This is a genomic window from Priestia sp. 10L35, from assembly GCF_056395685.1.
On the sequence record NZ_JBFTKA010000002.1, the window covers coordinates 307,029 to 331,854 of the forward strand.

A 24,826-nucleotide genomic window follows, 5' to 3' on the forward strand; every position below is an offset into this window, starting at 1 on the left:
ATTATGTATACACTCGATGGCTAAAGGAATATGAAGTCTTGCCGATAGAAAGAAGGTGCACGATCACTTTTAACTACGGAGAGAGAGGCTACATAGCATGGAGAGAGTAAGAAAAAAAAGGTCCCTTAATAACTTTAAGACAAAGCTGGTGCTAGCATTTGCAGCGATCTTATTAGTGCCATCTGTTACGATAGGTGTATCAGCTTACATAACGGCGAAACATGAAATTGAAAACCAAATTATTAACACAGCACAGCAAAATGTACAGTCTATTAATTCAGTGATTGACGATACCATTGGACCAAAAATTCATGATGTAGAGTTTTTTGCATCAGTGGTAAACAACGAGCGCTACAATGAAAAAGATATGGCTACTTTAAGGAAAGATTTTAACTTATATGCTTCGCTTCATCCAGAAGCCGTCAGCATTTTTACAGGAAATCAGCAGGGGAAGTTTATTCAATCGCCTAAAAAAGTGCTACAAGCAGGCTATGATCCCAGAAAACGAGATTGGTACAAGCTAGCCATGCAAAACAAAGGAAAAACAGTTGTCACTGAACCTTATCCATCAGCCTCTACAGGTCAGACCGTTATTACTGTAGCGAAAACATCGGCGGATGGCACAGGGGTTATTGCTTTGAATTTAGATATTAGCCGCATTAATAAAGCTGTCAGCAAAGTAAAAATCGGAGAAAAAGGATATCCATTTCTTTTAGATGGAGAAAGAAAATATATTGTTCACCCTACGGAAAAAGCAGGTACAAAAGCGACAGATTCTCTTTTTGACAAGCTTTATGCAAAGAGCTCTGGGTCTTTTGAATATACCTTTAACGGGGATGAAAAAAAGATGGTCTTTACGACAAATAAAACAACAAACTGGAAAGTTGCAGGCACTATGTATTCATCAGAAGTTAGTGAAGCTGCACAGCCTATCTTTTACAAAACACTATTTATTATTGTAGCTTGTCTGATAATCGGGAGTCTTACCATTTTTGTGGTATTGCAATCAATTATTAAACCGCTCAAACAGCTTAAGAATCAGGCTCTGAGCGTTAGTGAAGGAAATCTGACAACAGCGATTACCGTCAATTCAAAGGATGAAATCGGCGAGTTAGGGTATGCTTTTAGTCAGATGCAAAACAATCTTCGCACATTAATTCAAAATGTTGAAATGAGTGCAGAGCAAGTGGCTGCTTCTTCAGAAGAGCTAACGGCCAGCTCACAGCAAACGAGCGCTGCGACTGAACAAGTATCAGTTGCGATACAAGAAGTGGCTTCTAGCGCGGAAAAACAAACGGCTGTTATTGACCAAAATGCAGCTTCTTTAGATGAGATTGTACAAGGAGTTTCTACTATTGCTCAGCGTACAGAAGCTGTTTCTCAGCTATCAAATCACACAACGTCTGAAGCTGTAGAAGGCGAAAAAGCCGTGAGAGAAACGGTCGAACAAATGGAATCCATTTCTCAATCCGTTGAGCTGTCTAATACAACGATTCGTACTTTGTTTCAACGTTCAAAAGAAGTTGGAACCATTTTAGAAGTAATCAGCGGTATTGCTGCTCAAACAAATTTACTAGCCTTAAATGCTGCAATCGAAGCGGCACGAGCTGGAGAACATGGAAAAGGATTTTCCGTTGTAGCAGCGGAAGTGAGAAAGCTGGCAGAACAATCACAAGTGTCCGCATCTCAAATCTCTGAGCTTATTCAAGCTATTCAACAAGATACTCAGGATTCTGTACATACAATGGAGCAAGTTACAAACAAAGTTGAAGAAGGACGAACAATTTCACAAACGGCTATTCAAAAATTCGAACGAATTCTAAGCAGCATGAATGAAACGACTCCGCAAGTAGAAGAAGTGGCTGCGACTGCTCAGCAAATTTCAGCAGCGGTTGAAGAAGTGGCTCGTACAGCAGGTGAAATGGCGATCCTTGCTAAAGGAAATGCAGCTACATCTGAAGAAGTGGCCGCATCAACTGAAGAACAGCTGGCTTCAATGGAGGAAATTGCTGTTTCCGCACAATCTCTGTCTCAAATGGCAGAACAATTAACAGCGCTCATTAGCAAATTTAATTTGTAAACTTTCGTCAAATCGTCATAGACCTCTTTTATATTGGAAAAAGTAGAACATACACACATGAAAGAGGTGACAGTATGATGGAGCAAACAAAAATGACCTTTGAGCCAGCTTCAATTAACGATGATATGCATGCGAAGCTGAAACAGCTAGAAGAGCAGTTTCAACAAACGTTAGGAAAAAGAGTAGCTTTAGTTGCATACGAAGCTGAAAAATAAAGAAACAAAAAAGAAAAGACGCTAGGTCTTTTCTTTTTTTGTTTCAATAAGGTTAACATACATTAAATTACAAGTTTTTTTCATATACTTTCTCAAAACGAATTATAGTATAGTGTAAAATTACACTTTTGTAGTGTTATTTCACTTTTAATATGGTATAATTTCACAGAAATAAAGAAAGGAGCTTACAGTTTGTGATGAAGAAAAACGTGTTGTTAGGAACTTTTTTATCTTTTTATCTAGTAGGTTCATATGCCTCCTATCATATTTATAAACAGCAGCAAAGCCGTCCTGTAACGAAAGATGTTGCTCGGCTTCTTCCTACAAAAGTCAAAGAAATAAAGCACGGAACAACTGAAAAACAGCTGAAAGATTGGGTGAAAACCGCTTCACAGCATCATGAAAAAATAGCGATTTCAGGCATGCAGCACAGTCAAGGAGGGCAGACGTATTATCCGAATGCTATTTTACTTGATATGAAGCAGTACAATAAAATTGTAGATTACAAGCCACGTCAAAAAGAAATTACGGTTCAAAGCGGGACAACGTGGAATGATATTCAGCAATATATACATAAAGACGGCCTTGCTCTTCAGGTTATGCAATCACAAAATATTTTTACCGTTGGAGGTTCTATTAGCGTGAACGTACACGGCAGAGATATTCGATACGGTTCTTTAATGGATACGGTAAAATCTATGCGTCTCCTGCAGGCCGACGGGTCTATTATCGAAATTAGCCGGACAAAACACCCTGAGCTGTTTTCTTTAGTAAACGGAGGCTACGGGTTATTTGGAGTCATTTTAGATGTGACGCTTCGTTTGACGGACGATGAATGGTACGAAGATGAAATTATCCGCTTAGATTATAGACAGTATACAGCGTATTTTAAAAACTACGTACAGCATAACCCTGACGTTCGTATGCATATGGCGCGTATTTCTGTTTCTCCTAATCAATTACTAACAGATATGTACGTCACAAACTATCGCTTATCTTTTCAAAATACTTCTACTGTAAAAGAACCGCTCAAAACAGAAAAAATAGTGGCACTTCCTAAATTTATGCTAGGACTGTCTCGGTACAGTGACTGGGGAAAAGATATGCTGTGGGAAACACAAAAGGCTTATTTTTTAAGACAAAATGGACGGCTTGAAACAAGAAATAATGTTATGCGTTCTGAAAGTGATTTTATGGAATACGAAAGTGCTAGCCGGACGGAAGTTTTACAAGAATACTTCGTTCCGGTTGATGAATTTGCTTCTTACATCGATGATTTACGCGAAGTTTTAGCAACAGAGAAATTAAATTTACTGAACATTACTGTTCGCTATGTAGAAAAAGACAATAAAGCCGTCATGTCTTATGCAAAAGACGACATGTTTGCTCTCGTTTTCCTTATTAACCAGAAAAAAGACCATCAAGGCATGGCTGATACACAAAGAGTTGTCAGAAAAATGGTGGATGTAACGCTGCAGCACCAGGGAAGCTATTACTTGCCTTACTACGGCTACCCAAGCAAGAAGCAATTAGAAGAGGCTTACCCTCATACAACCGCCTTTTTTAATTTAAAAAGAAAATATGATCCAAAGGAAACGTTCGTTAATTTATTTTATAAGGAGTATGGAAAATGACGTACAAACAACTCTTACACTCACAAAGCCTGATGATTACTGCAAGCAGTATTGTTTTTCCTTTTTACCTTTTACTGCTTCGAAATCTTGGCGATAGTTATTCACAATTTGGCTTAGCTTACGGAATTTTTGCTTTAACCGCAGCTTTGAGTCACCCTTTAATCGGTTCATGGAGTGACAGAGTAGGAGAAAAGCGCTTGCTCATTTTATATACGTTTGGGATGGCGGTTGTTATGCTTGTGATTCCCGTTCTATCAACTATTACGCAGGTGTATATCATTCAAGTTATAATGGGGCTACTTGGAGCTCTTCAAAAAACAGCAGAAAAAATAGCGTTATCTAGGCAGACAGATCGTGCTCATACAGGAAAACAAGTAGGACACTATCATTTATGGACCTCTATATGGGCAGCTTTAGCCGTGATTGCAACAGGGTATATCATTGATTTCCTTACAATCGGCAGCCTTTTTTACATCACTTCGTTTATGTATGTAGCGGCAGGGGTATTAATATGGCAAAAACCAAAAACAGTCGAGCTTGAACGCCACCATTCGCTGTAAAAGCATATATGGACAGGTCACTTGAATTTTTTAGTTCGTATTATAAGATACTATAAAAAATTTATGTTCTCCCGATATAAGTACTGAAAGGAGAAACGTTTATGCAAGGTATAAGTATATCAGGGCAAGATGCATGGTCTTCTATTATAGTATCGTTCGCTATTTTCATCATTATATGGGGTCTGATTCCAGGCTTAACTATAAAGTATGTATGTAAAAGTCAAACACTAGGTATAGCAAGTTTTTTTGTTGGTATTGCCTATGGGGTTAAAGCAGGTCATTTCCTTATTTAAATACGATTTGGTGTAAGTAAGGAAGCTTGGACCGCTATTAGCTAAGTGGGAATCCCTTTTGTTTCCTGTTATTTTTTTAGAGCAATTCTCCATAATAACAGTTAAAGAGGTGAATCCGATGACAGATAACAATGTTGGGTTTGGAGTTAGCGGAGGCGAAGAGACGAGAAAAAAATCTACTGTTTCTAGTGAAGCTCCTATATCTAATGATGTACAACAAAATCAGAAACAAGATAACTACGAAAAGCTTAGCCACCAACTAAATTCATTATCTGATGATGAATTTAGAGCAGATCGTGATGAAGATTAAGGGTTTCCTATCAAAAAAGAATATTTAAATTAAATAAAGTATTATGAAAGTAAACTAATTGGATTCCATGGCTTTAACGTGATAGCATTAACTACTGGTACAAACATACCACTTGACTATTTTGACATGCTATTTTGTCAAAGTTCTTAGTTATTTCTTTGATAACTGAGAATCCATTTGTAACCTTTAAGTAGAGATATAAAGGTAATCCTTCACTTTAATAAGTGAAGGATTTTTTTTATCATTTCGTAATGGTTTTGCGATGATTTGGATTAACGGGGATAAAACAGATACATTGTATACAATGTAAACGTCGTCATGTATAATGTAACTTATTCTTAGTTGAAAACTTGAATGAGCAAGAGAGACATACTCGAGATAAGCGGAGGCATACACCAGTGTCTAAGAAAATACATGATTTTAATGATATTATCCGAAAGCTGCGCAAAAAACTTTTTGGAAAAGGTCCAGAACGAATTCATACTGTATTTGTTCAAAATATGGCTATTTCAACTTTGTACGGCAACTTAACGCCAGCTGAACAATTTATCGCGAGAACAACCGAAGGTAAAGAGACGGTACATATGGCAAGAACAAAGCTTATTCAAAACCTTTACGCTTCATCTCCTCCAGAGGGGCTTGAAGACTTGTTAGGAGCTAAGCTGGAGTACTTATTTTCTGATATCAAAGTAGAAGAAGATATCGCTGTTTCTGTGTTTGTGTTTGAAACCAATATTCAGTAGAACAACGTAAAATACATAATTTAATTAAATGAAAGAGAAGTAGGATCTGCTTGTTTTTTATTTGATTTTATTATAGATAATGATGACTGATATACTGTAAAGAAAGTGCAGGATTATTAGGCAGCATTCAAAAACCTTGTGTAAAAGGTGTTTTTGAGTGCTGCCTTTTTTAGTTAAGGAGGAGTTTTATGGCATTTCACAAGCCGGATAAAATGTTAAACATCGCTTTAGAAGCGGGGGTTTCAAAAACGAAGCTATCCCTTTCTTCCATTCTCATGCTTGGGTTTTTAGGAGGCGCGTTTATTGCGCTTGGTTTTTTACTAGATGTACGCGTCATTGGTAATTTACCGGCTGAATGGGGAAGTTTATCGAATCTTTTAGGAGGGGCCGTCTTTCCTGTAGGTCTTATGCTGGTCGTACTTGGGGGAGCGGAGCTTATTACGGGGAATATGATGTCTGTTTCCATTGCTTTGTATGCAAGAAAAATTTCACTTCGTCACTTGTTTCATAACTGGTTTTGGGTCACGCTTGCTAACTTTTTAGGTGCCGTGTTTATTGCATATTTCTTTGGACATATTGTAGGTTTAACAGAAACAGGGCCTTTTTTAGATAAAACGATAGCGATTGCTCAAGCTAAAATTGATGATTCGTTTTTTAAAACGCTTATTTCTGCTGTGGGCTGCAACTGGCTTGTATGTTTAGCTATTTGGCTTTCATACGGCGCTGACGATGTTACGGGGAAAATTCTTGGTATTTGGTTTCCGATTATGGCATTTGTTGCGATTGGCTTTCAGCACGTTGTAGCCAATATGTTTATTATTCCCGCCGCTATTTTTGCAGGTCACTTTACATGGGTTGATTTTATTGCAAATATTATCCCTACCTTTATTGGAAATATGATAGGAGGAGCTGTATTTGTAGGCCTTATTTATTTTTCTTCTTATCAACGGAAACAAAAAGAACAATTAAAAAAAGCTTCTTAAGCGGTTTTATCAGTTGTCATAAAAAAAAGCAGTCTCTTAGTAAAGAGGCTGCTTTTTTGATAATGAAAGGTGAAAAAATGTATTTTTAACAATTTATGTATGATAACATATAAAACAATTAAGGTTCGGTAAAGGGTCAAGTTCGTTTTTTATTTCCATAATAATATTATGGTTAACTAGATGGTGGAGAATACATTCGCAAGGGAGAGAAAGAAAGAGTGAATATTGGTATAGGATTGATTCTGCTATCTGTCGCACTACTATTTCTTATATCAGGAATGTTTTTACGCAAAAAGAGAAAAAAGGTATGTATCAACAGTTTGTTAATCGCAGGAACATTGATTTTATCAGCAGGTCTATTATTAATCACTGGTTTATATGATCCGTATGCAAATCATATTTAATAGCGTATTAAAGGAGAGTGAAAAAATTGAAGTTCATGTTTGCTGTTTTATTGATTATATTCGGCAGCATTTTAGTTGGGTTGACCAGTAACAGTCTAGGCGCGACAGGTAATAACATCATGCATTTAGCTGGAATTGGGTGCTTTATAGCAGCTATTTTTATAGTAAAAGGCAAAAAAGATACTAAACGCCGTACAAAAAGGGAATGCGATGTTTAATCACGCATTCTTTTTTGATGTGAGCAGTTCTAGGCCTTTGTCGTCCACTTTTTCTTACGATTATTATAAAATAGAAAGTAACAGCTATACATACAGCAGTAAGGTGGTATTTAACAATGAAACAATCTAGCAAAACGATCGGTATCGTAGCGCATGTCGATGCAGGAAAGACAACGTTTTCCGAACAGCTTCTTTATCATACCAAAAGTATTAAACAACGAGGAAGAGTCGACCACAAAGATTCCTTTCTTGATACCCATACGATTGAAAAAGAACGAGGAATTACGGTATTTGCCGATCAAGGAACTTTTTCATATAACGCTTCTACTTACTATTTAATTGATACGCCGGGCCACGTCGATTTTTCACCTGAAATGGAACGTTCTATTCAAGTGATGGACTATGCAATTGTTATCTTAAGTGCAGTAGAAGGAGTCGAAGGCCATACAGAAACCGTTTGGCAGCTGCTTCAAAAACATCGTGTGCCCGTATTCTTTTTTATCAATAAAATCGATCGTGTAGGAGCAAATCCTGAACGTGTTATAAACGATATTAAACATAACTTAACCCCCGATGTTTTTGACATAACGTCAGAGCTTATAGATGGCTCGTTAAGTGAGGAACTTATTGAATTTATAGCTGAAAAAGATGAAGAGCTTTTAGATGCATTTATGGAAGGCAAGAATGATCAAGCTTATTGGAAAGCAGCTATGCAAAAGCTTATTCAAACCAATCAGCTTTTCCCGTGTGCTTGTGGTTCAGCTTTACAAGATATTGGCATTGAAAGTTTTTTAGAGAAGCTCGATTTGCTAACAGAAACTCGCTACTCGAAGGAAGAAGCATTTTCAGGTCGTGTATATAAAATTCGGCACGATGAAAACGGCATGCGCATCACGTTTATCAAAGCTCTAAGCGGGACAATGCAGGTGCGTGATGAAGTGGCTTATGAAAAAAACGGAGAGCTATACGAAGAAAAAATCACTCGAATTCGTGCTTATAACGGAAGTACATTTAAAAACGTAAATGAAGGTTCAGCTGGCGAACTTTTTGCGGTTACAGGGTTGTCTTCAGCATCGATTGGAGACGGTCTTGGAACATTAAAAGAAAGCCGCTCCTACGAACTTTTGCCTACGTTAAAATCAAAAGTTGTTTTTGAGCCTTCTGTTCATCCAAAAGAAGGAATTAAACTTTTTCAATTATTAGATGCTGAAGACCCTTCTTTACATGTGACGTGGGAAGAAAGGGCTCAAGAGCTTCATATTCATGTGATGGGAGCAATTCAGCTAGAAGTCCTCGAAAAACTGATAAAAGAACGTTTTAATATAAACGTACAGTTTGAAGAACCAGAAATTTTGTACAAAGAATCCATTCAAAATACGGTGATGGGCTACGGGCATTTTGAACCGTTGAAACACTATGCAGAAGTTCATTTAAAAATAGAAGCAGCGGAACGAAACAGCGGAATTACTTTTGAAAATGCTTGTCACGCCGACGATTTATCCGTGGGGTATCAAAATCTAGTCCGTCAGCATATATTTGAAAAGCCGCATCATGGTTTGTTAACGGGTTCACCTATTACTGATATAAAAGTGACATTATGTACTGGACGAGCTCACAACAAGCATACAAGCGGAGGAGATTTTAGAGAAGCAACGTACCGTGCACTGCGACAAGGGTTAGAAAAAGCAGAAAATATTGTTCTAGAACCGTATTATGATTTCAAAATTAAAGTGGATATTGATCAAATGGGTAGGGTATTAGCGGATGTTCAAAGTGCAAACGGTCGCTTTGATTCCCCTGAAACAACCGAAAACAAAGCGATTATTACAGGCAAAGTTCCTGTTGCTACTTTTATGACCTACGGTTCGACGCTAGCATCTTTTACGCATGGAAAAGGAGCGATGTCTCTATTATTCGGAGGGTATGAACGCTGTCATAATGAAGCAGAAGTGATTGAACAAATCCGCTACAATAAAGAGGCGGATCCCGAATACAGCTCATCGTCCGTCTTTTGCGCAAAAGGACAGGGCTATACGGTTCCTTGGAAAGAAGCAGAAGAAAAAATGCACTGTTTATAAAAAGCAATGTAGCGATTGCTACATTGCTTTTTTCGTAGCAATCTTTGCAATCTTTCAACAGCTGTTTTCTCCATACCTTTACAATAAAAACCACATTATAGTATAGTTTACTTTACTTATATTTCTAAAAAAGAGGTGACAGAAACGTGGATGCTACTGTTAATACAACTAAAAGCGGTATAATAGGTGGGATTCTTGGAGGAATTTCACTTTTATATGTCATTATTAATACTTTATTGATCCTTAACTTTTTTACAGGACTTATTGCGGCTGAAAAGCTTCAAGGACTGCCTATTATTGCACCTATCTTTTTAGTTCCGCTCATGATTGTTCCTGCAATTATTGGTTTTTTTATAAAAAAAGACAAGCTCTGTCTATGGGCGATTATTTTAAATATCATCTTGTTTCTTGTACCAATTGGCTACCATGTCATCGGTACGTTAGTATTTGGCCCTTAATTAAAAAACGAACAAACTTCAATATAAAGTTTGTTCGTTTTTTTATATCATATGACCTTCTATAACCACTATTGAGCGGGAGCAGTAGCTGTACTGCTGTTTTCATCTTTCACCATCATCCTTACGCCTTGTACAACCGCAATTCCTTCCCACTTATCAACAAGATCAGGTTCGAGAAATTCTAAAACAAACGTGTGGGGACGTAATGACAGAAAAGAAGAGAGTGTGCGGACTTGAATAATAGGAACGCCGGAACGCAAAACGTCGAATTTGCGATCTGTTATATTCCCCGTAATTTCATATGTATCGCCATCGTTTCTGATATAAAGATACTTCTTTTTAAAAAAAGTAAATTTTCGCTGAATCATGCCAACTTCATTTCCGTGGGGATCAGAAATAATCAGCTTCGGCATAAGGGCAAACATTTTAGATTTACCTGTAAATATAATTTCTTCGTCCTTTAAAATCTCAAATTTATTAGCAATAGATAACTTATATGCGACATTTCCAATAACGTCTTGTGATTCATTATAGATAGGAGATTCACCTAACTCGAAAAACTTATCTTGCAAGATAATCCCTTGTTTCTCCATTTAAAAACCTCCTTTTACAATATATTACCATATTTTACACCTTTTGAGTTTGGTAAGACCATTTTCATGGGTATTATTAAATAAAGTTCATCCTTACGTGCTACGGATAATGAGAAGAATGAAAATAGGTTTCAAAGCTCATAATGTGTAAAGGAGACCTGCTTGTTACAACACCAGGTGGAACGTAAAGTAATTTGTTAGATATACATAAGGAGATGATACTTTATGCCTCAATGGCACCCGCATCGTGAACAAAAAAATTTACCTGATGAATTTCCTGTTAATCCGCTTTTTTCTCGACAAGGAGAAGTGACGATTCCAAGGCTGCGTATCAGTGATCAAGGTATGCTTCCAGAAACAGCTTATCAAATCATTCATGACGAAATTGCTTTAGACGGAAATGCCCGTTTAAATTTAGCTACGTTTGTTACTACGTGGATGGAGCCTGATGCAAAGCGTTTGTACGGAGAATCTTTTGATAAAAATATGATCGATAAAGACGAGTATCCGCAGACAGCGGCTATCGAAGAGAGATGCGTACGTATTTTAGCGGATTTGTGGAATTCACCTAATCCTGATACAACGATGGGCGTTTCTACTACAGGCTCATCTGAAGCATGTATGCTTGGCGGACTGGCTTTAAAAAGACGCTGGCAGAAACTGCGTAAAAGTAAAGGGCTATCAACGGACCGCCCGAACATTGTATTTAGTTCATCCGTTCAAGTAGTATGGGAGAAGTTCGCAAACTATTGGGACGTAGAACCTCGTTATGTGAACATTAATCCAGATCATCCTTATTTAGATGCAGAAGGCGTCATTAATGCGGTTGACGAAAATACAATTGGCGTCGTACCGATTCTTGGAGTGACGTATACAGGAGTTTACGAACCAATTGCTGCTATCGCGAAAGCTTTAGATGAGTTACAGGAAAAAACAGGGTTGGATATTCCTATTCATGTAGATGCTGCTTCTGGAGGTTTTATCGCTCCATTTCTTCAACCAGACCTTATCTGGGATTTCCGCTTGCCGCGAGTAAAGTCCATTAACGTGTCAGGACACAAGTATGGTTTAGTTTACCCTGGCTTGGGATGGGTGATTTGGAGAGAAAAAGAAGACTTGCCTGAAGATCTTATTTTCCGCGTTTCTTATTTAGGGGGCAACATGCCAACTTTTGCGCTCAACTTCTCTAGACCAGGAGCACAAGTTCTTTTGCAGTACTACAATTTCTTGCGTTTAGGTAAAGACGGCTATTATGCTGTACAAAAAACCTCCCAAGAAAATGCGCTGTTTCTCAGCAAAGAAATTGGAGAAATGGAAGCATTCGAAATTCTTGCTGATGGTTCAGATATCCCGGTTCTTGCTTGGAAACTGAAAGAAGGATATACACCAAACTGGACGCTTTATGATTTGTCTAGACAACTGCGTACGTACGGATGGCAAGTTCCTGCTTATCCACTGCCTGCAGACATGGAAGAAATAACAATCATGCGCATTGTTGTTAGAAATGGATTTTCAAGAGACCTGGCTCATTTATTTATGGTTAATTTCAAACAAGCCGTTGAATTTCTTAACTCGTTGGATAGACCTGTTCTTAAAGACACGAAATACGACAATGGATTCCATCATTAACATTTGTTACGAAAACACAAAGCCGTGTTATGAAAAATTGCATGGCTTTGTGTTTTTTTATTCATAAAAAGATAATTTTTTCAAAAAATTCCATAAACAACACAAGAAAATATTCTTATATTTTCTTAATTTTGGTATAATAACCCCTAAGGTTTTATAGTTCTTTAGAATTATATAAAACCTAAAAAAAGATAAAAAAAGGGGATAATAGTCTATGAAAATGTTGAAAGTTGCTTTTGGTATTCCACTGTTAGCTATATTGCTAGCAGCCTGTAGCGAGGAGTCCAGTGAAACTGTATCGCAAAAAGAAGAGCCTACAGAGAAATCAACAGCGGTTCATACGAAAGAAAATGGCAATAAAACGGCTGTAAAAGAATCATCGCCGAATACATTACAAACAAAAGCATCAACCATTAAAAAAGCAGTTAATTCTAAAGAGGCTGATCGCGATTACTTATTAAACGTAATGAATGGTTATCAGTATATCCAAGTAGGTGACAATCAGTATATTTACTATGGTATTAATCAAGAGCAAAATGTTTTTTGTATGATGGAAGTTAATTTTGACGCCAGTGGTGATTATGTAGAAAACATCAATTTTGTTGATAATGCTTCAGAAGAACAAATTGCTTTGCTTCAAAACCAAATACAAGAACAACAAAAGCAATTATCAGACCTTGAACAGCAGCAAATGGAAAAGGAATTAGATGATTACTATGCGCAGATAGAAGAAGACCGACAAAAAGAAGAAGAGGCGCAGGCCAAAGCTGATGCAGAAGCTGAAGCTCAGGCAGAAGCAGATCGCAAAGCGGAAGAAGAACGTTTAGCAGAAGAAGAGAAGAAACAGCAGGAGGAAGAGGAAGCTCAGGCAAAAGAGGATGAGGAAGAAGCTCAGGCTGATTCAGAAGATGAGGTCCAAACGGAATCAGAACCAGAGCAAGAAGAAGATACAGAAGCAATTGAGGAAGAGGAACCAGCCGTACAAACAGTTTCCCAAGAGCAAGCTATCCAGCTAGTTCGTGATCAGCAAGGCATATCTGAAGATTCACCTCTCCTTGTAACATATGATCACGTTGACGACTCAGGAAACTATATTATCCATGTTTATGAAAATGTTGTGGATAATGAAGAAACAGGAGAGGAACATACAGCTACACAAGGTTGGTATCAAGTAAGTCCTAGTGATGGGTCCATTACTGATGTTACGGTAGATGGTTACTAATAGAAAGAAAAAAGTTTATTAAAAGAAGCGTTCCTAAAAAGGAATGGCTTCTTTTTTTAAGGTATAATTTTTATTTTATAGGAATCCCCTGAAAAATGGAGCGATGATATAGATGAAATTGAAAGTTGTTACTGCTTTGCTATTAGTAAATATTTTATTAGACTTGGAGGACCACTTTTGCACAAATTAAAATACATTTCGTTATTTATGTTTACTTTTTTATTTTTACAAGGATGCGAAGAAAAATCGAATTCTATGATTCGAAGTGAATCAGCTAGACCTGAAGTAATAAAAGAAGCAAAAAAAGAGAAGGAAAATATGACAGTGGTTTATGATAAAGCAAAATGGCATTATGAGGGAGACTTTCCAGAAGGGTTAGATGATAAACAAGGTTTTGTACATACGGGAATGTATCTGGGGTGGATTATTGAGAACCATTTATATAGCAAAGAATTTAAAGAAGCGGCTGCTAATGAAATCATCAAATTTAAACAAAAGAAAATGACAGGAACTGAAATATACATGAACTGGGATGGTGTATTTGTAAGTGATATGTTAAATGAGGAGGGTAATGCCTTTACAAAAGCCTATTTTGACTTTAAAGACGGTGTTTATTTGGATGATTATGAAGAAGTATTTCCTCATGTGAAATCTCTGTACGAAGTGAAAGACACATGGGGAAATTATGAAACGTTAAAACCGAAACTTAATGAGCATTTTAATAGCTGGAAACATAAAAAAACAACGACCAAGGGGAATACGATGTTTACAATTGACGATTATATTAGTTCCTTAAAAGAAAGTCTTCAAAAAAATGAACATGTATTGATTGCAAACATAAAAGAGATACAGACTTTTCATTATTATGAAGGAATTGATTTGCTGGACTTTGAGATTTTTATGCAACCGTTTGATTTGTCTATTATGATGTTTTCTATGGATGATGAAGCGAATGAAGTTTTTTATGAAGGAAATGACAGAAAGATTTTTTCAGGTAGTCATCCTTTATTTGACGAGACTCAATACTATGATCTTCCTGCTGAAAACTCGGATGCTTTTTGGGAGTTTTATGAGCAAAATGAAGAATCCATCTCTGCTGCTGAAGAAGAAACTATTGTAAGGTGGTTTGTTTCCTGCTGGAATAAAGCGGGTGGTAAAAGCTTTGAATTGCCTGTCTATTTAGACTTCCATGATGATATAAAATCTTTTGATTTACACAAGAACAAGTGGATAGATAGTGAAGAAAAATGGGCTAAGTAGCTGAGTAAAAGTAGATTTACATACCCACTAAACCTAGTGAAAATAAATAAGATCAAAGCAAGCGGGAAGTTTTTATTCATTTCTAATTTTAAATTAAGTTTATTTTCCGCTTTCTTATAATATAAGGGGTGACTAGCTTTGAGGATTGTAGAGACGACTATTTTTACCATCGAACCTGATGATAATTGTTTAAATATCATTGATGCAGATTACAAAGATGAATATGGACTGGTCTTAGTTCAAAAACGCCATAATAGATTCGAACTGTCTGTAAACGGTACTACTCTTTATCCACGTTTAAAAATAAACTATCCTTTTGTCAGATGGATTGATTATAAGCATTTTTTGATAATGAATCCTAGAACTAAGGGAGAAAAGCACAATTTGTTTATTATGAATATCGATGGAGAAGTCATACGGTCATTCTATTGTGGAGATGCTGTGCAAGACGTAGCGGTTAGTAAAGAAGGAATATGGTGCAGCTATTTCGACGAAGGCGTTTTTGGTGAAGGGATATCAACAGAAGGGTTAGTATTATTTGATAATACAGGTTCACCAACTTTTCAATATCACACTCATTTACCAGATGCTCCATCCATTGCAGATTGTTATGCAATTTGCAGAGGTAAAAATACGACACTTTGGTTATATCCATATACAGATTTTGAGTTAATTGAAGTAAATCCCGAGAAGAATTCTTTTATTGCACATCAAACTCCTGAAACGTTACATGGATCACAAGCAATAAGTATTAGAGGAGAATATAGCTATTTTTACAGCCCATACAACAAGGAAGGAACTTTATACAGTTGGAAAGCAGAAGACAGTGGTGCTGAAAAAATAGGTAAGTTAAGCGGAACCCTTAGAGGACTAGATACAAGGCAAAAAGCTCATTTTATAGGGATTGAGGAAAAGAGCATAAAAGTTTACACCATCATCAACCCGAAAGAGTATTAAAACATAAAATTCGACTTACACAGATGCGTTTATTCAAGGGTTAGAATCTATTTTAACTCAGTATCCAATTAAAGAAATTTAAATTATATAAATCAAAGAGGTAATGTATTTTATGAAAAGTTGGTTCAAAAAACATTCTACTAATAAAAAACATGAGAATATCAATACATATTGGCAATTAGATAATGTTTTTGAAAGGAACAAAGAATCCCCTTATACATTTTACAAGCCAAGCAAAGCGGTGACGGATAAATTAAAAGCGGGAGACCTGGTGAAGTTAATTTTCTTTAGTGATTCAGATACAGCTGGTTACAAAGGAGAAAGAATGTGGGTGGAAATTACGGATAGAAACAAAGAGAACTTTGTTGGAAAGCTTGATAATGAACCTTATCATTTAAAGGGCTTAAAACTTGGTCAAATCCTGCATTTTGGCACTGAACATATTTGTGATACTGAATATGAAGACGATGAAGTTGCAAAGATGGACTATTACTTTAATACCCTCGTAACAGTTAGCAATGATATTTTAGAAAGAAACGAGTTTAATTTTCTGTTAAAGGATAAACCAAATGAACCGAATGATTCAGGATGGGTTATCTTTAGCGGATACGAAGAAGATGAATTTACTAGTCATCCAGATAATTTTCAAGTTGTAGCTCTAGGATAGGAGTTGTTTTAAATGTTGATGACTCAATTTTAGCTTTTATAAATGAATCACCTCTATGTGCTTACGAAAGAAATGAGTTTGGGCAATTTGATAAAATTCATGACTACGATTGGGAAACATACCTTAGCGAGTGAAGGCTTGCAACTAGTAACTTGAAAAGTTTGTATTACAAGCGAACGGAGGGGGAGAAGTTGTTCTTTTTCCCTTTCTTTGCGCTTCTACATCAAATATAGCTACTTCAAACTTGGGATACAAAATTGTAAAGTTCTAGGATAAACCACGAAGAATTACTGGGTTACATATAAAATGATACGTACTGGCGTATTCAGACGATTGTGATTAAGTGAGCGGTCATTTTAACCATTTCTAAGATATAATCTATAGCTTGTACATATTTCAACTCATTTGACTGTAAAAGTATCATTCAGTCGATTTTTAAGAGTTCTGTTTACAGCTCCAAATTAAAATCATGAGAGTAAAACCAGCTGACTTGAAAACAAATCTACACACTTTAAAGAAAAAGCAAAAGGTGATAGACATTCCAAGGTTCTAAGAGCAAGGGAGACCCTAACGATTTTATTTCTTTTTCTAGTTTACATAATATATATTCTAGGAACCAATAGATAAAAAGCAAATTCTATCTCATAACAAAAGTATACTTATGATAGTGAGACAGAATTTAAAAATGAGATAGGGTTTGTATTTATATGATTTAACTCACTAAACTAATTACCAGCAATATTTGTTCAATTAGAACAAATGCGGATATGATTTTATAGAATGCATATTGATTTCACCAGATTGTTTTTAAGTTTGATCAGTTCGATTTATATTTATAGATTTTGAAAAATAAATGAGTTTACTTGTATGATTTAGATTTTATACTCATTTATTTTTTCTCATCGTATTCTCAATAAACTCTTTACAAATTGATAAAATCTGTTTACGTTTAATCTTTTAAGGATTTATTTGCTACAGAACGTATATTTTTCATTTAGTACATACGTTTGCATTAAATGGATTTTTATTCATTTATAAAAGTGAAAACCTCGTATTTCTTGTAATAAAATACACTAATTAGTATTTTTATTCTGTCTGATTTCTTGTTAAAATCACTAGAAACCCCTTTCTTATCAGCTTTTTAGTGATTTTAGTTGTAGTTTCCTTTTTCATCGGGTATAATATTAAACAAATAGATGACGGTATAAATTGGATGTCATTATCCAGTTTTAAAGGAGCGATACTCATGAACATTACAATTTATTATGGAAATCATGAAGATAAAACAATTCATACAATGGATTGTCACGTAGATATCGATTTAGATGATGAAGATATGGTAGCTTTAACAGAAGCTCGTTAATGAATATATAAAAGGCTGTGGATGCTTTTCATCTGCAGCCTTTTATTTTTTGCTCCCCCCTCTCCTCTTTAACTTCTACTAACCGCTACGTTTTACAAACTTTAGTTACTTTTATTATAAAATTTCAAATTCTCCGTTAACTTCTCTTTACTTTTCGACACGTTTTTTGTATCATTAGATAAGAACGTATGTTCGTTTTATTTTTATCGTATTGATGATCACAAGGAGTGTTTTTGAATGACGGTACGAAAAAGAAAAAGAAAGAAGCTCCCTCCTACCCTATCCAATACAGGCTTTATTGGAGCAACGTTTGCTGATACAGATGAATTAGCACGCAATGAATATCACTTTCCTCGTAAGCAAATGAAAATTACCCATCATGTCTTAGATGCCTTGCTTCAAGGGGCAACGCACTTATTTCAACAGCATAAAGTTGAAGCCGCTATCTCATGCGTGTATCTTCCTAAGTACAAGAAGATTGGTTTAGTCCTTTCTAAACAGCCTTTTGGCAGCAATGAAGGGATTGGGTATTTTATTAATTACTTAAAGGAAATCGGACATATTGAGTGGGATGAAAAAACGAAAGACTACGAAATACATAATACGAGCTTTATCGGCGTGGTATTTGCAGATCTAGAAAAAATTGCTAAGTTCACCTTCGACTTTGAGCTGGAATTGCTGTCGAAGTTCGTTAAAGACTTAATTATTCCTGCTAAAGAGCTTTTCTTGCAGCATAATGTAAAAGCGTATCTCTCAGGCGTTGAAAATGAAGATCAGCATAAAGTAGGGTTTGTTTTATCGATCAAGCCTTATGATGAACGTAAGGAAGCAGACTTATATTTTGTGGAGTATTTAAAAGAACGTGGTTTATACGAAGAGGACGAGTCTGAAGAAGAGCTAGTACCTATTCATACAAAATGGAGCTTATTTAAATAACATACGTTATACCCGCTGTCTTAATAAGATAAGCGGGTCTTTTTTTGCTTTTTACTAAAACCCAAAACAAATTAGTAGCAAGTACTAATAGTTAGTAATATAATAATAGTAATGATAAAAAATCATTGATATCTATAATATAAGGAGTCGTTTTTATGATTCAACTAAAAGATTTAGTTCCAAGTGAACATTACAACTTAACAGAGGAAATTGAAAAACATGCATCCGATCAGCTTGCGTTAAAGTGGCAGCACGCCGACGGTGCGCGTGAGGAAATTACATATAACCAGCTGTTAGCAAAAGCTAATAAAGTGGCAAACGGGTTAACAGAGCTAGGTTTAATAAAAGGCGATCATGTCTTGGTTATTGCACCTCGCCTTATTGAATCGTACGCTATTTACTTAGCATGCTTAAAAGCAGGTATTATTGTAATTCCTTCTTCAGAACTATTACGCGCAAAAGATATCCAATATCGTTTACATCACGCTGAAGCAAAAGCGATTATTTCTTACCATCCTTTCTGCAATGAGATCGATAAGATTGAAAACTTCCCTACTTCTCTACAACATAAAATTACGTTTGGTGCTGATGTTACGTCATGGACGCGCTTAGAGTCACTTACGGTTGATGCATCAGAACAGTTCCAAGCAGCTAAAACAACTAAGGATGATACGGCATTCCTTCCTTATACATCTGGTACAACAGGACAGCCAAAAGGCGTTGTTCATACTCATGGATGGGCTTATGCTCACCTTCGTATCGCAGCTGCTGAATGGTTAGATATTAAAAAAGGCGATACGGTCTGGGCAACAGCAGGTCCTGGTTGGCAAAAATGGATTTGGACTCCGTTTTTATCTGTACTTGGACAAGGTGCAACAGGCATTATCTATAACGGGCGTTTTGAACCTAAAAAGTTTTTAGAAATTTTACAGGATGAAAAAGTAAACGTACTGTGCTGTACGCCAACAGAGTACCGCTTTATGGCTAAAATTGATGAGCTTGAACGTTTTGACCTGTCTCACCTTCATAGCGCTGTATCTGCCGGAGAACCGCTAAATGAAGAAGTGATTAATGTGTTTAAAAAATATTTTAATATCCAAGTACGCGATGGATACGGTCAAACGGAGAATACTCTTTTAATCGGTACATTAAAAGGTGTAAAAACAAAGATTGGTTCAATGGGTAAACCGATGCTTGAAGGATTTGTAGAAATCATTAATGAAGACGGCGAACCTTGTAAGCCTGGAGAAGTTGGAGATATTGCCGTTCGTAGAGACCTCCCATCTCTTTTCAAGCACTACTATAAAGACATGGAGCGCACTGAGAAAACGTATAAAGGAAACTACTATTTAACAGGTGACCGCGCTTCTAAAGATGAAGATAACTATTACTGGTTCCAAGGACGCGGAGATGATATCATTATTAGTTCCGGCTATACAATTGGGCCATTTGAAGTTGAAGATGCATTAATTAAGCATCCAGCGGTGAAAGAATGTGCCGTTATAGCTAGCCCTGATGCTGATCGCGGCCATGTTGTAAAAGCGTATGTTGTTCTTGTCGATCATGTAAAAACAACAGATGCAGGTTTTATTAAAGAGCTGCAAAATCACGTAAAGGCTCTAACTGCACCTTACAAGTATCCTCGCGTAATTGAATTTATTGATGAATTGCCAAAAACTAATTCAGGTAAAATTCGACGTGTGGAACTTCGTGAACGCGAGCAACAAAAAGCATAATAAATGAAAAAAAGACGTATCTGTTAGGATACGTCTTTTTTTATTAGATAGCACGCTGTGAAGTACGAACATCCACCGTTAAAACACCGGTATTTACGTTTGCGTACGCTTTAATGATGACAGGGTAATCTTTGTTGTTTGTAAACTTAAAATCAGGTCCTCCCCACGATACAGTTGCATCTCTTCCTGCCGGTACATAACCTACATGTTTTGAATGGTGAGACCTAGCTGTCACTTGAAGACCAGCGCCGTCAATCGCATTAAATAGCGTAGAAGATGTTTGGCAGATCCCTCCGCCAATTCCCATCACCAGCTGTTTGTTGACGATTTCAGGAGCAGGCTGATAGCCTCTTTCTGCTGTGCGCTCCCCAACTGTTTGATTATAAGAAAATGAATCTCCAGGACCTAATACAACGTTGTTAATCGCTTCTGCGGATAGCTGAACATTTCTGTTTCGACTTGTATCACTTGGACGAAAACGTGTAGAATACGAAGCTAACGATACATCAGCGATCCCTTGAGCAGATGCTGCCGTTACATTTGGAGCGGTTTCGTAAATCGGAACCTTCACATCCAATTGTTTAGTATTTAAGTTCTGTAGATTTTTAACAAGCTCTGCTTCTTTTAAAATGATTTGTTTGGACCCGCCGGTTAACGATCCATTTGCATCCATTTTTATGTTTTGCATAGGCGTGTCGATCCCCTTTGCCAGTTCAGACGCTAATTGCTTAATTTCTTGCTCGTATACGTCTTTATCCTTGTAATGAACAGGCTTGAATTCTTTCATTACTTGTCCTGTACGGGAATCTTTCAGCTGATACGTCAGGTCTTCGACTTTAAGGACTGGTTTTTTCTTTTTCTCAGTCTTTTTTTCTGCTTTTTTCGCTGCTTGTTTTTGTTCTATCGCGGCTGTTTGCTTTGCAGAATGATTGGTATACATGCTGTACGCAATAAACGCACTAACAATTGTCGCGCCAAGCAAAAGCGCCCCTAAGACTTTCTTCATGTAATTGAATCCCCCCATATCTCGGCTTTACCTCAATATGTTTTTTCTATAAAAATATGTATACATTCATTTTATACAAACATCTTATAAAAGACGATCTGCCAAAGTGAATAATCACCATTTTTTATATTTTTTTCTTTGTTCAACACATGAGGTAAAGCCGAATGATGTTTATAGACCCCATTTTTTCTTATGAACTCAATAGAAAACAAATGTTGTATGCGTTTCCTGTTATTACTATTCTTATATATAATAGCACGAAAACAAGGATTTTTTAACGAATTATGGTAATTATTTTAAAATTTTTCTGACAATTTTCGCAGTGTTGTTCATTTTTCTATGGGCATTATACATGGTATAATGGTAAAAATGGAATTTGTTTTTTGAGGAGGATTTACGCTTGACTGAACGTTATAGCAAAGAAGAGATTAGTCATCAGCTAGAAAGTATAGATCATGTAAAAGAAGCTCTTTTAAAATATAAAAACACCGTAATCGGTGAGAAATATGATTTGCTTCCCTACCATTTAACTTCAACAAAAGAGGCAATCTTAAAGACCATTCACGATAAAAAAAGCTGTATTGTTAGCGATATCACAAAAGTACTTGGACTCTCACCTGGTGCTATCACCATTGTATTAAATCAATTAGAAGATGATGAGCTTGTGAATCGTATTTATAAAAAGCAAAACCGCCGAAGCGTGTGGGTGGAGTTGACAGAAAAAGGCGAAAAAGTTGTTGAAATATTGCAAGCTACTCGTGTCGATTTTTGGTCAGATTTACTTTCACACTTATCAGAAGAAGAAAGAGATCAATACTTTCACATTATGAAAAAAATATCTCAAAAATTGCAGCAATAAATATAAAAAAAGCGGCTATAAAGGCCGCTTTTTTATTATGCGTGTGCTAAGGCTTGTTTTTTCACTTCGTTTTTCAACACTTTTCCTACGCTGTTTTTAGGAAGTGATGAAACAAATACAACAGTTGGCACTTTATATGGTGCTAATCGTTCTTTACAGAAGTTCACTACATCTTCTTCGGTTAAAGCAGATGCTTCTTGTTTAACAACAAATGCATATGGAACTTCGCCGTACACATCATCAGGCATGCCGACAACTGTCGCTTCTAACACACCATCTGCTGCTAGGACAACTTCTTCTACTTGATCTGGGTAGATGTTGTCTCCTCCATATACAATTACATCTTTATAGCGTCCTTCAATGTAAAGAAATCCGTCTTCATCTAATCGACCTGCATCGCCCATCGCTAACCAGCCATCTTGTAAGACAGCGTTTGTTGCTTCTTCGTTTTGCCAGTAGCCTTTAAATAGATAAGGGCTTCGTACGAGTACTTCACCTTTTTCTCCAGTTGGAACTTCTTGACGTGTTTGGGGGTCTACAATTTTAACTTCCACATGTGGAGCAGGTTTTCCAGCAGAGCTTACTTTCTTCCATCCCATTTGAGGATGCCATGAACTGATAATCCAAGCTTCTGTGCTTCCGTACCCTTGAGCTAAAATCATTCCGTTACGATCATATTGTTCGATTAAAGACTCTGATACTTTTGTTCCGCCTGACACAGCAAGTTTTAGAGGGAAATCATAGTGATCTCCTTTTTCAAGCTCTTCTACGATGTATTTTAATGCCGGTGGTAGTGCAAACAGCATTTTAATGTTTTCTTTTTCAATTACCTCAATTACTTTAGCTGGATCTGTTTCTTCAGAACATACCATTGTGTTTCCTGTGTTAATGCACATAAATAAAATGCTCATCGAACTCATGTGGAAGAATGGATGAACAAACAAATAACGCATGCTTTTATCAATATTTGCACGTTCTTCCTGTCCGCCAGAATTTAAAAAGGCACTTACCGATCCGTGTGCAATCATACATCCTTTTGACTTACCTGTCGTACCAGATGTGAACATCATCAATGCTAGATCTTCAGGAAGTACTTCAGGAAGTGCTTCTGGTGTGTTTGTGTCATACGCTGAGAATTGAGTTGTAAATTCTTGTGCATCCTCAATTTTTAACGTAAAGCTAAGTCCATCCGTTTGTTCCGCTTTTTCTAATACAGACATAAATTCGTTGTGGTGGATAATCGCTTTTAACTGTCCGCTCGTAATAATGCTATCAAGTTCATAAGGTGTCATGCTCTTACTTAATGGAACAACGACTGCTCCCACTTGTAAAATTCCCATTGTAACGACTGGGTAAGCAATGCTTGTATGAGCTAAAATACCAATACGATCTCCTTTTTGAATGCCTTTCTCTAAGAAGTAATGAGACAATTGATTTACTTTTTCATGAAATTCATTAAATGTATAACGTTCATTATGTTCAACTAGTGCTTCATGTTGAGGAGAAATCTCTGCACGTTCTGCGACTAAGTATTGTAATGTGTTCATTTTATCCTCTCCTTTGTCCGCTCGGACTAAATATTTCGTTCGTGAATATTTTAATGACTAAAACATAATAACAAAAAATTTTTCCGAAGTAAAAGTTTAAAATTATCAAAATGTGTTTATATAGGTTGTATCGGGAAATGTTAAAAGAGATGCTGTTTTTAAGAAGTGTTGTATTACCAAGGGTTTGATAAAATTTTACAAAATTTAAACAGTTCAGACACTGGGTTTAACGAACTATTTTTTTCCTTTTTTTGTTTGTAAATTAGTTTTTATTTCTTGTTTTTCATTTTTTTAATATATTTTCTTACTTTCCCCTTATTCACCGGATTTTGAGCTCATTTATTGAATGAAAACGGTGAATATGAAACAATAATATATAAGCATTTGGATTTGAAAGGAGCAAATTTAGACATGAAAGTTCTTGTAATTGGTGCGAATGGTCAAGTAGGCCAACATATTGTAAACATTTTGAATGAAAGTGATGTGCACACTGTACGTGCGATGGTTCGTAAAGAAGAACAAGCAAAAGAACTTGAGGCAAGAGGTATCGAAACGGCTTTTGCAAGCTTAGAAGGCACTGTACACGAAATTAAGGAAGTGATGAAAGGCTGTGACGCCGTTATCTTTAGCGCAGGATCAGGCGGAAACACAGGCCATGATAAGACACTTTTAATTGATTTAGACGGTGCGGTAAAAGCGATGGAAGCTGCAGAAGATTTAGGTATTAAACGATTTGTCATGGTAAGCGCACTTCAAGCACATCACCGTGAAAACTGGAATACTTCACTAATTCCTTACTATGTAGCCAAACATTATGCAGATAAAATCTTAGAAGCAAGCGGATTAACATATACAATTGTTCGACCAGGCGGATTGTTAAACGAACCAGGAACAGGAGGTGTAGATGCTGGGGAGAACAAAGAGCGCGGATCCATTCCTCGCGAAGATGTAGCGCGTGTGGTAGTTGAAACGCTAAGTGAAGATCATACATTCGGACGTTCTTTTGATTTAGTTTCAGGCGATACGCCTATCGCAGAGGCTATTCAATCTATTTAATATAAAAAAAGCAGCGAAT

General features: G+C 36.5%; 22 protein-coding genes and 2 pseudogenes. 21 read left to right on the forward strand and 3 right to left on the reverse strand.

Annotated features, from left to right (window positions below):
- The first annotated feature begins 97 nt into the window (after nt 1-97).
- The 12 genes from AC1DEF_RS07555 (at nt 98) to AC1DEF_RS07610 (ending at nt 9,976) form a co-directional block, all read left to right on the forward strand.
- Nucleotides 98-2,080, forward strand: coding sequence for a methyl-accepting chemotaxis protein (locus AC1DEF_RS07555; protein ID WP_097823343.1), 1,983 nt, complete (start codon nt 98-100; stop codon nt 2,078-2,080).
- A 74-nt stretch (nt 2,081-2,154) separates the two neighbouring features.
- A complete protein-coding gene (locus AC1DEF_RS07560) occupies nt 2,155-2,295 on the forward strand; it encodes a hypothetical protein (RefSeq protein WP_016764236.1) in 141 nt (46 codons plus the stop codon).
- Nucleotides 2,296-2,492: 197 nt separating this feature from the next.
- Entirely contained in the window at nt 2,493-3,929 is a 1,437-nt protein-coding gene (locus AC1DEF_RS07565) for an FAD-binding oxidoreductase (protein WP_176521270.1), read from the forward strand.
- Nucleotides 3,926-4,489: an MFS transporter gene (locus AC1DEF_RS07570; RefSeq protein ID WP_013083286.1), complete on the forward strand. Its 564-nt coding sequence runs from the start codon at nt 3,926-3,928 to the stop codon at nt 4,487-4,489. The genes AC1DEF_RS07565 and AC1DEF_RS07570 overlap by 4 nt, the downstream gene beginning before the upstream one ends.
- Nucleotides 4,490-4,590: 101 nt before the next feature.
- The gene (locus AC1DEF_RS07575; RefSeq protein WP_025751820.1) at nt 4,591-4,782 is read left to right on the forward strand and encodes a hypothetical protein; all 192 of its coding nucleotides are present in this window, start codon (nt 4,591-4,593) and stop codon (nt 4,780-4,782) included.
- Between the two features lie 118 nt (nt 4,783-4,900).
- Nucleotides 4,901-5,092 carry a hypothetical protein gene (locus tag AC1DEF_RS07580; protein ID WP_028408436.1) on the forward strand — a complete coding sequence of 64 codons (192 nt, stop codon included), beginning with the start codon at nt 4,901-4,903 and terminating at the stop codon, nt 5,090-5,092.
- Between the two features lie 398 nt (nt 5,093-5,490).
- Nucleotides 5,491-5,835 (forward strand): Na-translocating system protein MpsC family protein, encoded by a 345-nt coding sequence (locus AC1DEF_RS07585; RefSeq protein WP_013057171.1) that lies wholly within the window; start codon nt 5,491-5,493, stop codon nt 5,833-5,835.
- Between the two features lie 188 nt (nt 5,836-6,023).
- Nucleotides 6,024-6,818, forward strand: a complete 795-nt coding sequence (locus tag AC1DEF_RS07590; protein ID WP_097823345.1) for a formate/nitrite transporter family protein — start codon at nt 6,024-6,026, stop codon at nt 6,816-6,818.
- 278 nt (nt 6,819-7,096) lie between these two features.
- Nucleotides 7,097-7,222, forward strand: coding sequence for a hypothetical protein (locus tag AC1DEF_RS07595; RefSeq protein ID WP_477727336.1), 126 nt, complete (start codon nt 7,097-7,099; stop codon nt 7,220-7,222).
- 35 nt (nt 7,223-7,257) lie between these two features.
- Nucleotides 7,258-7,440: a hypothetical protein gene (locus AC1DEF_RS07600; RefSeq protein WP_477727366.1), complete on the forward strand. Its 183-nt coding sequence runs from the start codon at nt 7,258-7,260 to the stop codon at nt 7,438-7,440.
- A gap of 116 nt (nt 7,441-7,556) precedes the next feature.
- Entirely contained in the window at nt 7,557-9,518 is a 1,962-nt protein-coding gene (locus AC1DEF_RS07605) for a GTP-binding protein (protein ID WP_097823348.1), read from the forward strand.
- Nucleotides 9,519-9,664: 146 nt separating this feature from the next.
- The gene (locus AC1DEF_RS07610) at nt 9,665-9,976 is read left to right on the forward strand and encodes a hypothetical protein (RefSeq protein WP_097823349.1); all 312 of its coding nucleotides are present in this window, start codon (nt 9,665-9,667) and stop codon (nt 9,974-9,976) included.
- A 68-nt stretch (nt 9,977-10,044) separates the two neighbouring features.
- Here the strand turns inward: AC1DEF_RS07610 and AC1DEF_RS07615 are convergent, their stop codons facing one another.
- On the reverse strand, nt 10,045-10,569 hold the full coding sequence (locus AC1DEF_RS07615; protein WP_097823350.1) for an LURP-one-related family protein: 525 nt from the start codon (nt 10,567-10,569) through the stop codon (nt 10,045-10,047).
- A gap of 225 nt (nt 10,570-10,794) precedes the next feature.
- On the opposite strand from AC1DEF_RS07615, the gene gad reads away from it, so the two are divergent.
- The 7 genes and pseudogenes from gad (at nt 10,795) to mbcS (ending at nt 20,339) form a co-directional block, all read left to right on the forward strand.
- Complete coding sequence (gad, locus tag AC1DEF_RS07620) at nt 10,795-12,198, forward strand: glutamate decarboxylase (protein WP_043982579.1); 1,404 nt, start codon at nt 10,795-10,797, stop codon at nt 12,196-12,198.
- A gap of 214 nt (nt 12,199-12,412) precedes the next feature.
- The gene (locus tag AC1DEF_RS07625; protein WP_097823352.1) at nt 12,413-13,420 is read left to right on the forward strand and encodes a hypothetical protein; all 1,008 of its coding nucleotides are present in this window, start codon (nt 12,413-12,415) and stop codon (nt 13,418-13,420) included.
- 318 nt (nt 13,421-13,738) lie between these two features.
- Nucleotides 13,739-14,161: pseudogene (locus AC1DEF_RS07630) on the forward strand (DUF7832 domain-containing protein); the annotation flags it as partial.
- Between the two features lie 657 nt (nt 14,162-14,818).
- Nucleotides 14,819-15,637, forward strand: coding sequence for a TetR family transcriptional regulator (locus tag AC1DEF_RS07635; protein ID WP_097823353.1), 819 nt, complete (start codon nt 14,819-14,821; stop codon nt 15,635-15,637).
- Between the two features lie 112 nt (nt 15,638-15,749).
- Nucleotides 15,750-16,438, forward strand: a pseudogene (locus AC1DEF_RS07640) (immunity protein Imm33 domain-containing protein).
- A gap of 1,466 nt (nt 16,439-17,904) precedes the next feature.
- Nucleotides 17,905-18,603 carry a hypothetical protein gene (locus AC1DEF_RS07645; RefSeq protein ID WP_097823354.1) on the forward strand — a complete coding sequence of 233 codons (699 nt, stop codon included), beginning with the start codon at nt 17,905-17,907 and terminating at the stop codon, nt 18,601-18,603.
- 155 nt (nt 18,604-18,758) lie between these two features.
- Nucleotides 18,759-20,339 carry an acyl-CoA synthetase MbcS gene (mbcS, locus tag AC1DEF_RS07650; RefSeq protein WP_097823355.1) on the forward strand — a complete coding sequence of 527 codons (1,581 nt, stop codon included), beginning with the start codon at nt 18,759-18,761 and terminating at the stop codon, nt 20,337-20,339.
- Nucleotides 20,340-20,382: 43 nt separating this feature from the next.
- Here the strand turns inward: mbcS and AC1DEF_RS07655 are convergent, their stop codons facing one another.
- The gene (locus tag AC1DEF_RS07655; RefSeq protein ID WP_097823356.1) at nt 20,383-21,345 is read right to left on the reverse strand and encodes a VanW family protein; all 963 of its coding nucleotides are present in this window, start codon (nt 21,343-21,345) and stop codon (nt 20,383-20,385) included.
- Nucleotides 21,346-21,745: 400 nt separating this feature from the next.
- On the opposite strand from AC1DEF_RS07655, the gene AC1DEF_RS07660 reads away from it, so the two are divergent.
- The gene (locus AC1DEF_RS07660; protein ID WP_013057155.1) at nt 21,746-22,204 is read left to right on the forward strand and encodes a MarR family winged helix-turn-helix transcriptional regulator; all 459 of its coding nucleotides are present in this window, start codon (nt 21,746-21,748) and stop codon (nt 22,202-22,204) included.
- Between the two features lie 35 nt (nt 22,205-22,239).
- Here AC1DEF_RS07660 and AC1DEF_RS07665 read toward each other — a convergent pair whose 3' ends face one another.
- The gene (locus tag AC1DEF_RS07665; protein WP_097823357.1) at nt 22,240-23,751 is read right to left on the reverse strand and encodes a class I adenylate-forming enzyme family protein; all 1,512 of its coding nucleotides are present in this window, start codon (nt 23,749-23,751) and stop codon (nt 22,240-22,242) included.
- A 411-nt stretch (nt 23,752-24,162) separates the two neighbouring features.
- On the opposite strand from AC1DEF_RS07665, the gene AC1DEF_RS07670 reads away from it, so the two are divergent.
- Nucleotides 24,163-24,807 carry an SDR family oxidoreductase gene (locus tag AC1DEF_RS07670; RefSeq protein ID WP_477727337.1) on the forward strand — a complete coding sequence of 215 codons (645 nt, stop codon included), beginning with the start codon at nt 24,163-24,165 and terminating at the stop codon, nt 24,805-24,807.
- Nucleotides 24,808-24,826: the final 19 nt, after the last annotated feature.

Bases quoted from the DNA above. Each gene is read 5' to 3' on its own strand.
- AC1DEF_RS07555 (WP_097823343.1), top strand. From the start codon at position 98: ATGGAGAGAGTAAGAAAAAAAAGGTCCCTTAATAACTTTAAGACAAAG.
- AC1DEF_RS07560 (WP_016764236.1), top strand. From the start codon at position 2,155: ATGATGGAGCAAACAAAAATGACCTTTGAGCCAGCTTCAATTAACGAT.
- AC1DEF_RS07565 (WP_176521270.1), top strand. From the start codon at position 2,493: ATGAAGAAAAACGTGTTGTTAGGAACTTTTTTATCTTTTTATCTAGTA.
- AC1DEF_RS07570 (WP_013083286.1), top strand. From the start codon at position 3,926: ATGACGTACAAACAACTCTTACACTCACAAAGCCTGATGATTACTGCA.
- AC1DEF_RS07575 (WP_025751820.1), top strand. From the start codon at position 4,591: ATGCAAGGTATAAGTATATCAGGGCAAGATGCATGGTCTTCTATTATA.
- AC1DEF_RS07580 (WP_028408436.1), top strand. From the start codon at position 4,901: ATGACAGATAACAATGTTGGGTTTGGAGTTAGCGGAGGCGAAGAGACG.
- AC1DEF_RS07590 (WP_097823345.1), top strand. From the start codon at position 6,024: ATGGCATTTCACAAGCCGGATAAAATGTTAAACATCGCTTTAGAAGCG.
- AC1DEF_RS07595 (WP_477727336.1), top strand. From the start codon at position 7,097: ATGTTTTTACGCAAAAAGAGAAAAAAGGTATGTATCAACAGTTTGTTA.
- AC1DEF_RS07600 (WP_477727366.1), top strand. From the start codon at position 7,258: ATGTTTGCTGTTTTATTGATTATATTCGGCAGCATTTTAGTTGGGTTG.
- AC1DEF_RS07605 (WP_097823348.1), top strand. From the start codon at position 7,557: ATGAAACAATCTAGCAAAACGATCGGTATCGTAGCGCATGTCGATGCA.
- AC1DEF_RS07615 (WP_097823350.1), bottom strand. From the start codon at position 10,569: ATGGAGAAACAAGGGATTATCTTGCAAGATAAGTTTTTCGAGTTAGGT.
- gad (WP_043982579.1), top strand. From the start codon at position 10,795: ATGCCTCAATGGCACCCGCATCGTGAACAAAAAAATTTACCTGATGAA.
- AC1DEF_RS07625 (WP_097823352.1), top strand. From the start codon at position 12,413: ATGAAAATGTTGAAAGTTGCTTTTGGTATTCCACTGTTAGCTATATTG.
- AC1DEF_RS07645 (WP_097823354.1), top strand. From the start codon at position 17,905: ATGACGGTACGAAAAAGAAAAAGAAAGAAGCTCCCTCCTACCCTATCC.
- mbcS (WP_097823355.1), top strand. From the start codon at position 18,759: ATGATTCAACTAAAAGATTTAGTTCCAAGTGAACATTACAACTTAACA.
- AC1DEF_RS07655 (WP_097823356.1), bottom strand. From the start codon at position 21,345: ATGAAGAAAGTCTTAGGGGCGCTTTTGCTTGGCGCGACAATTGTTAGT.
- AC1DEF_RS07665 (WP_097823357.1), bottom strand. From the start codon at position 23,751: ATGAACACATTACAATACTTAGTCGCAGAACGTGCAGAGATTTCTCCT.
- AC1DEF_RS07670 (WP_477727337.1), top strand. From the start codon at position 24,163: ATGAAAGTTCTTGTAATTGGTGCGAATGGTCAAGTAGGCCAACATATT.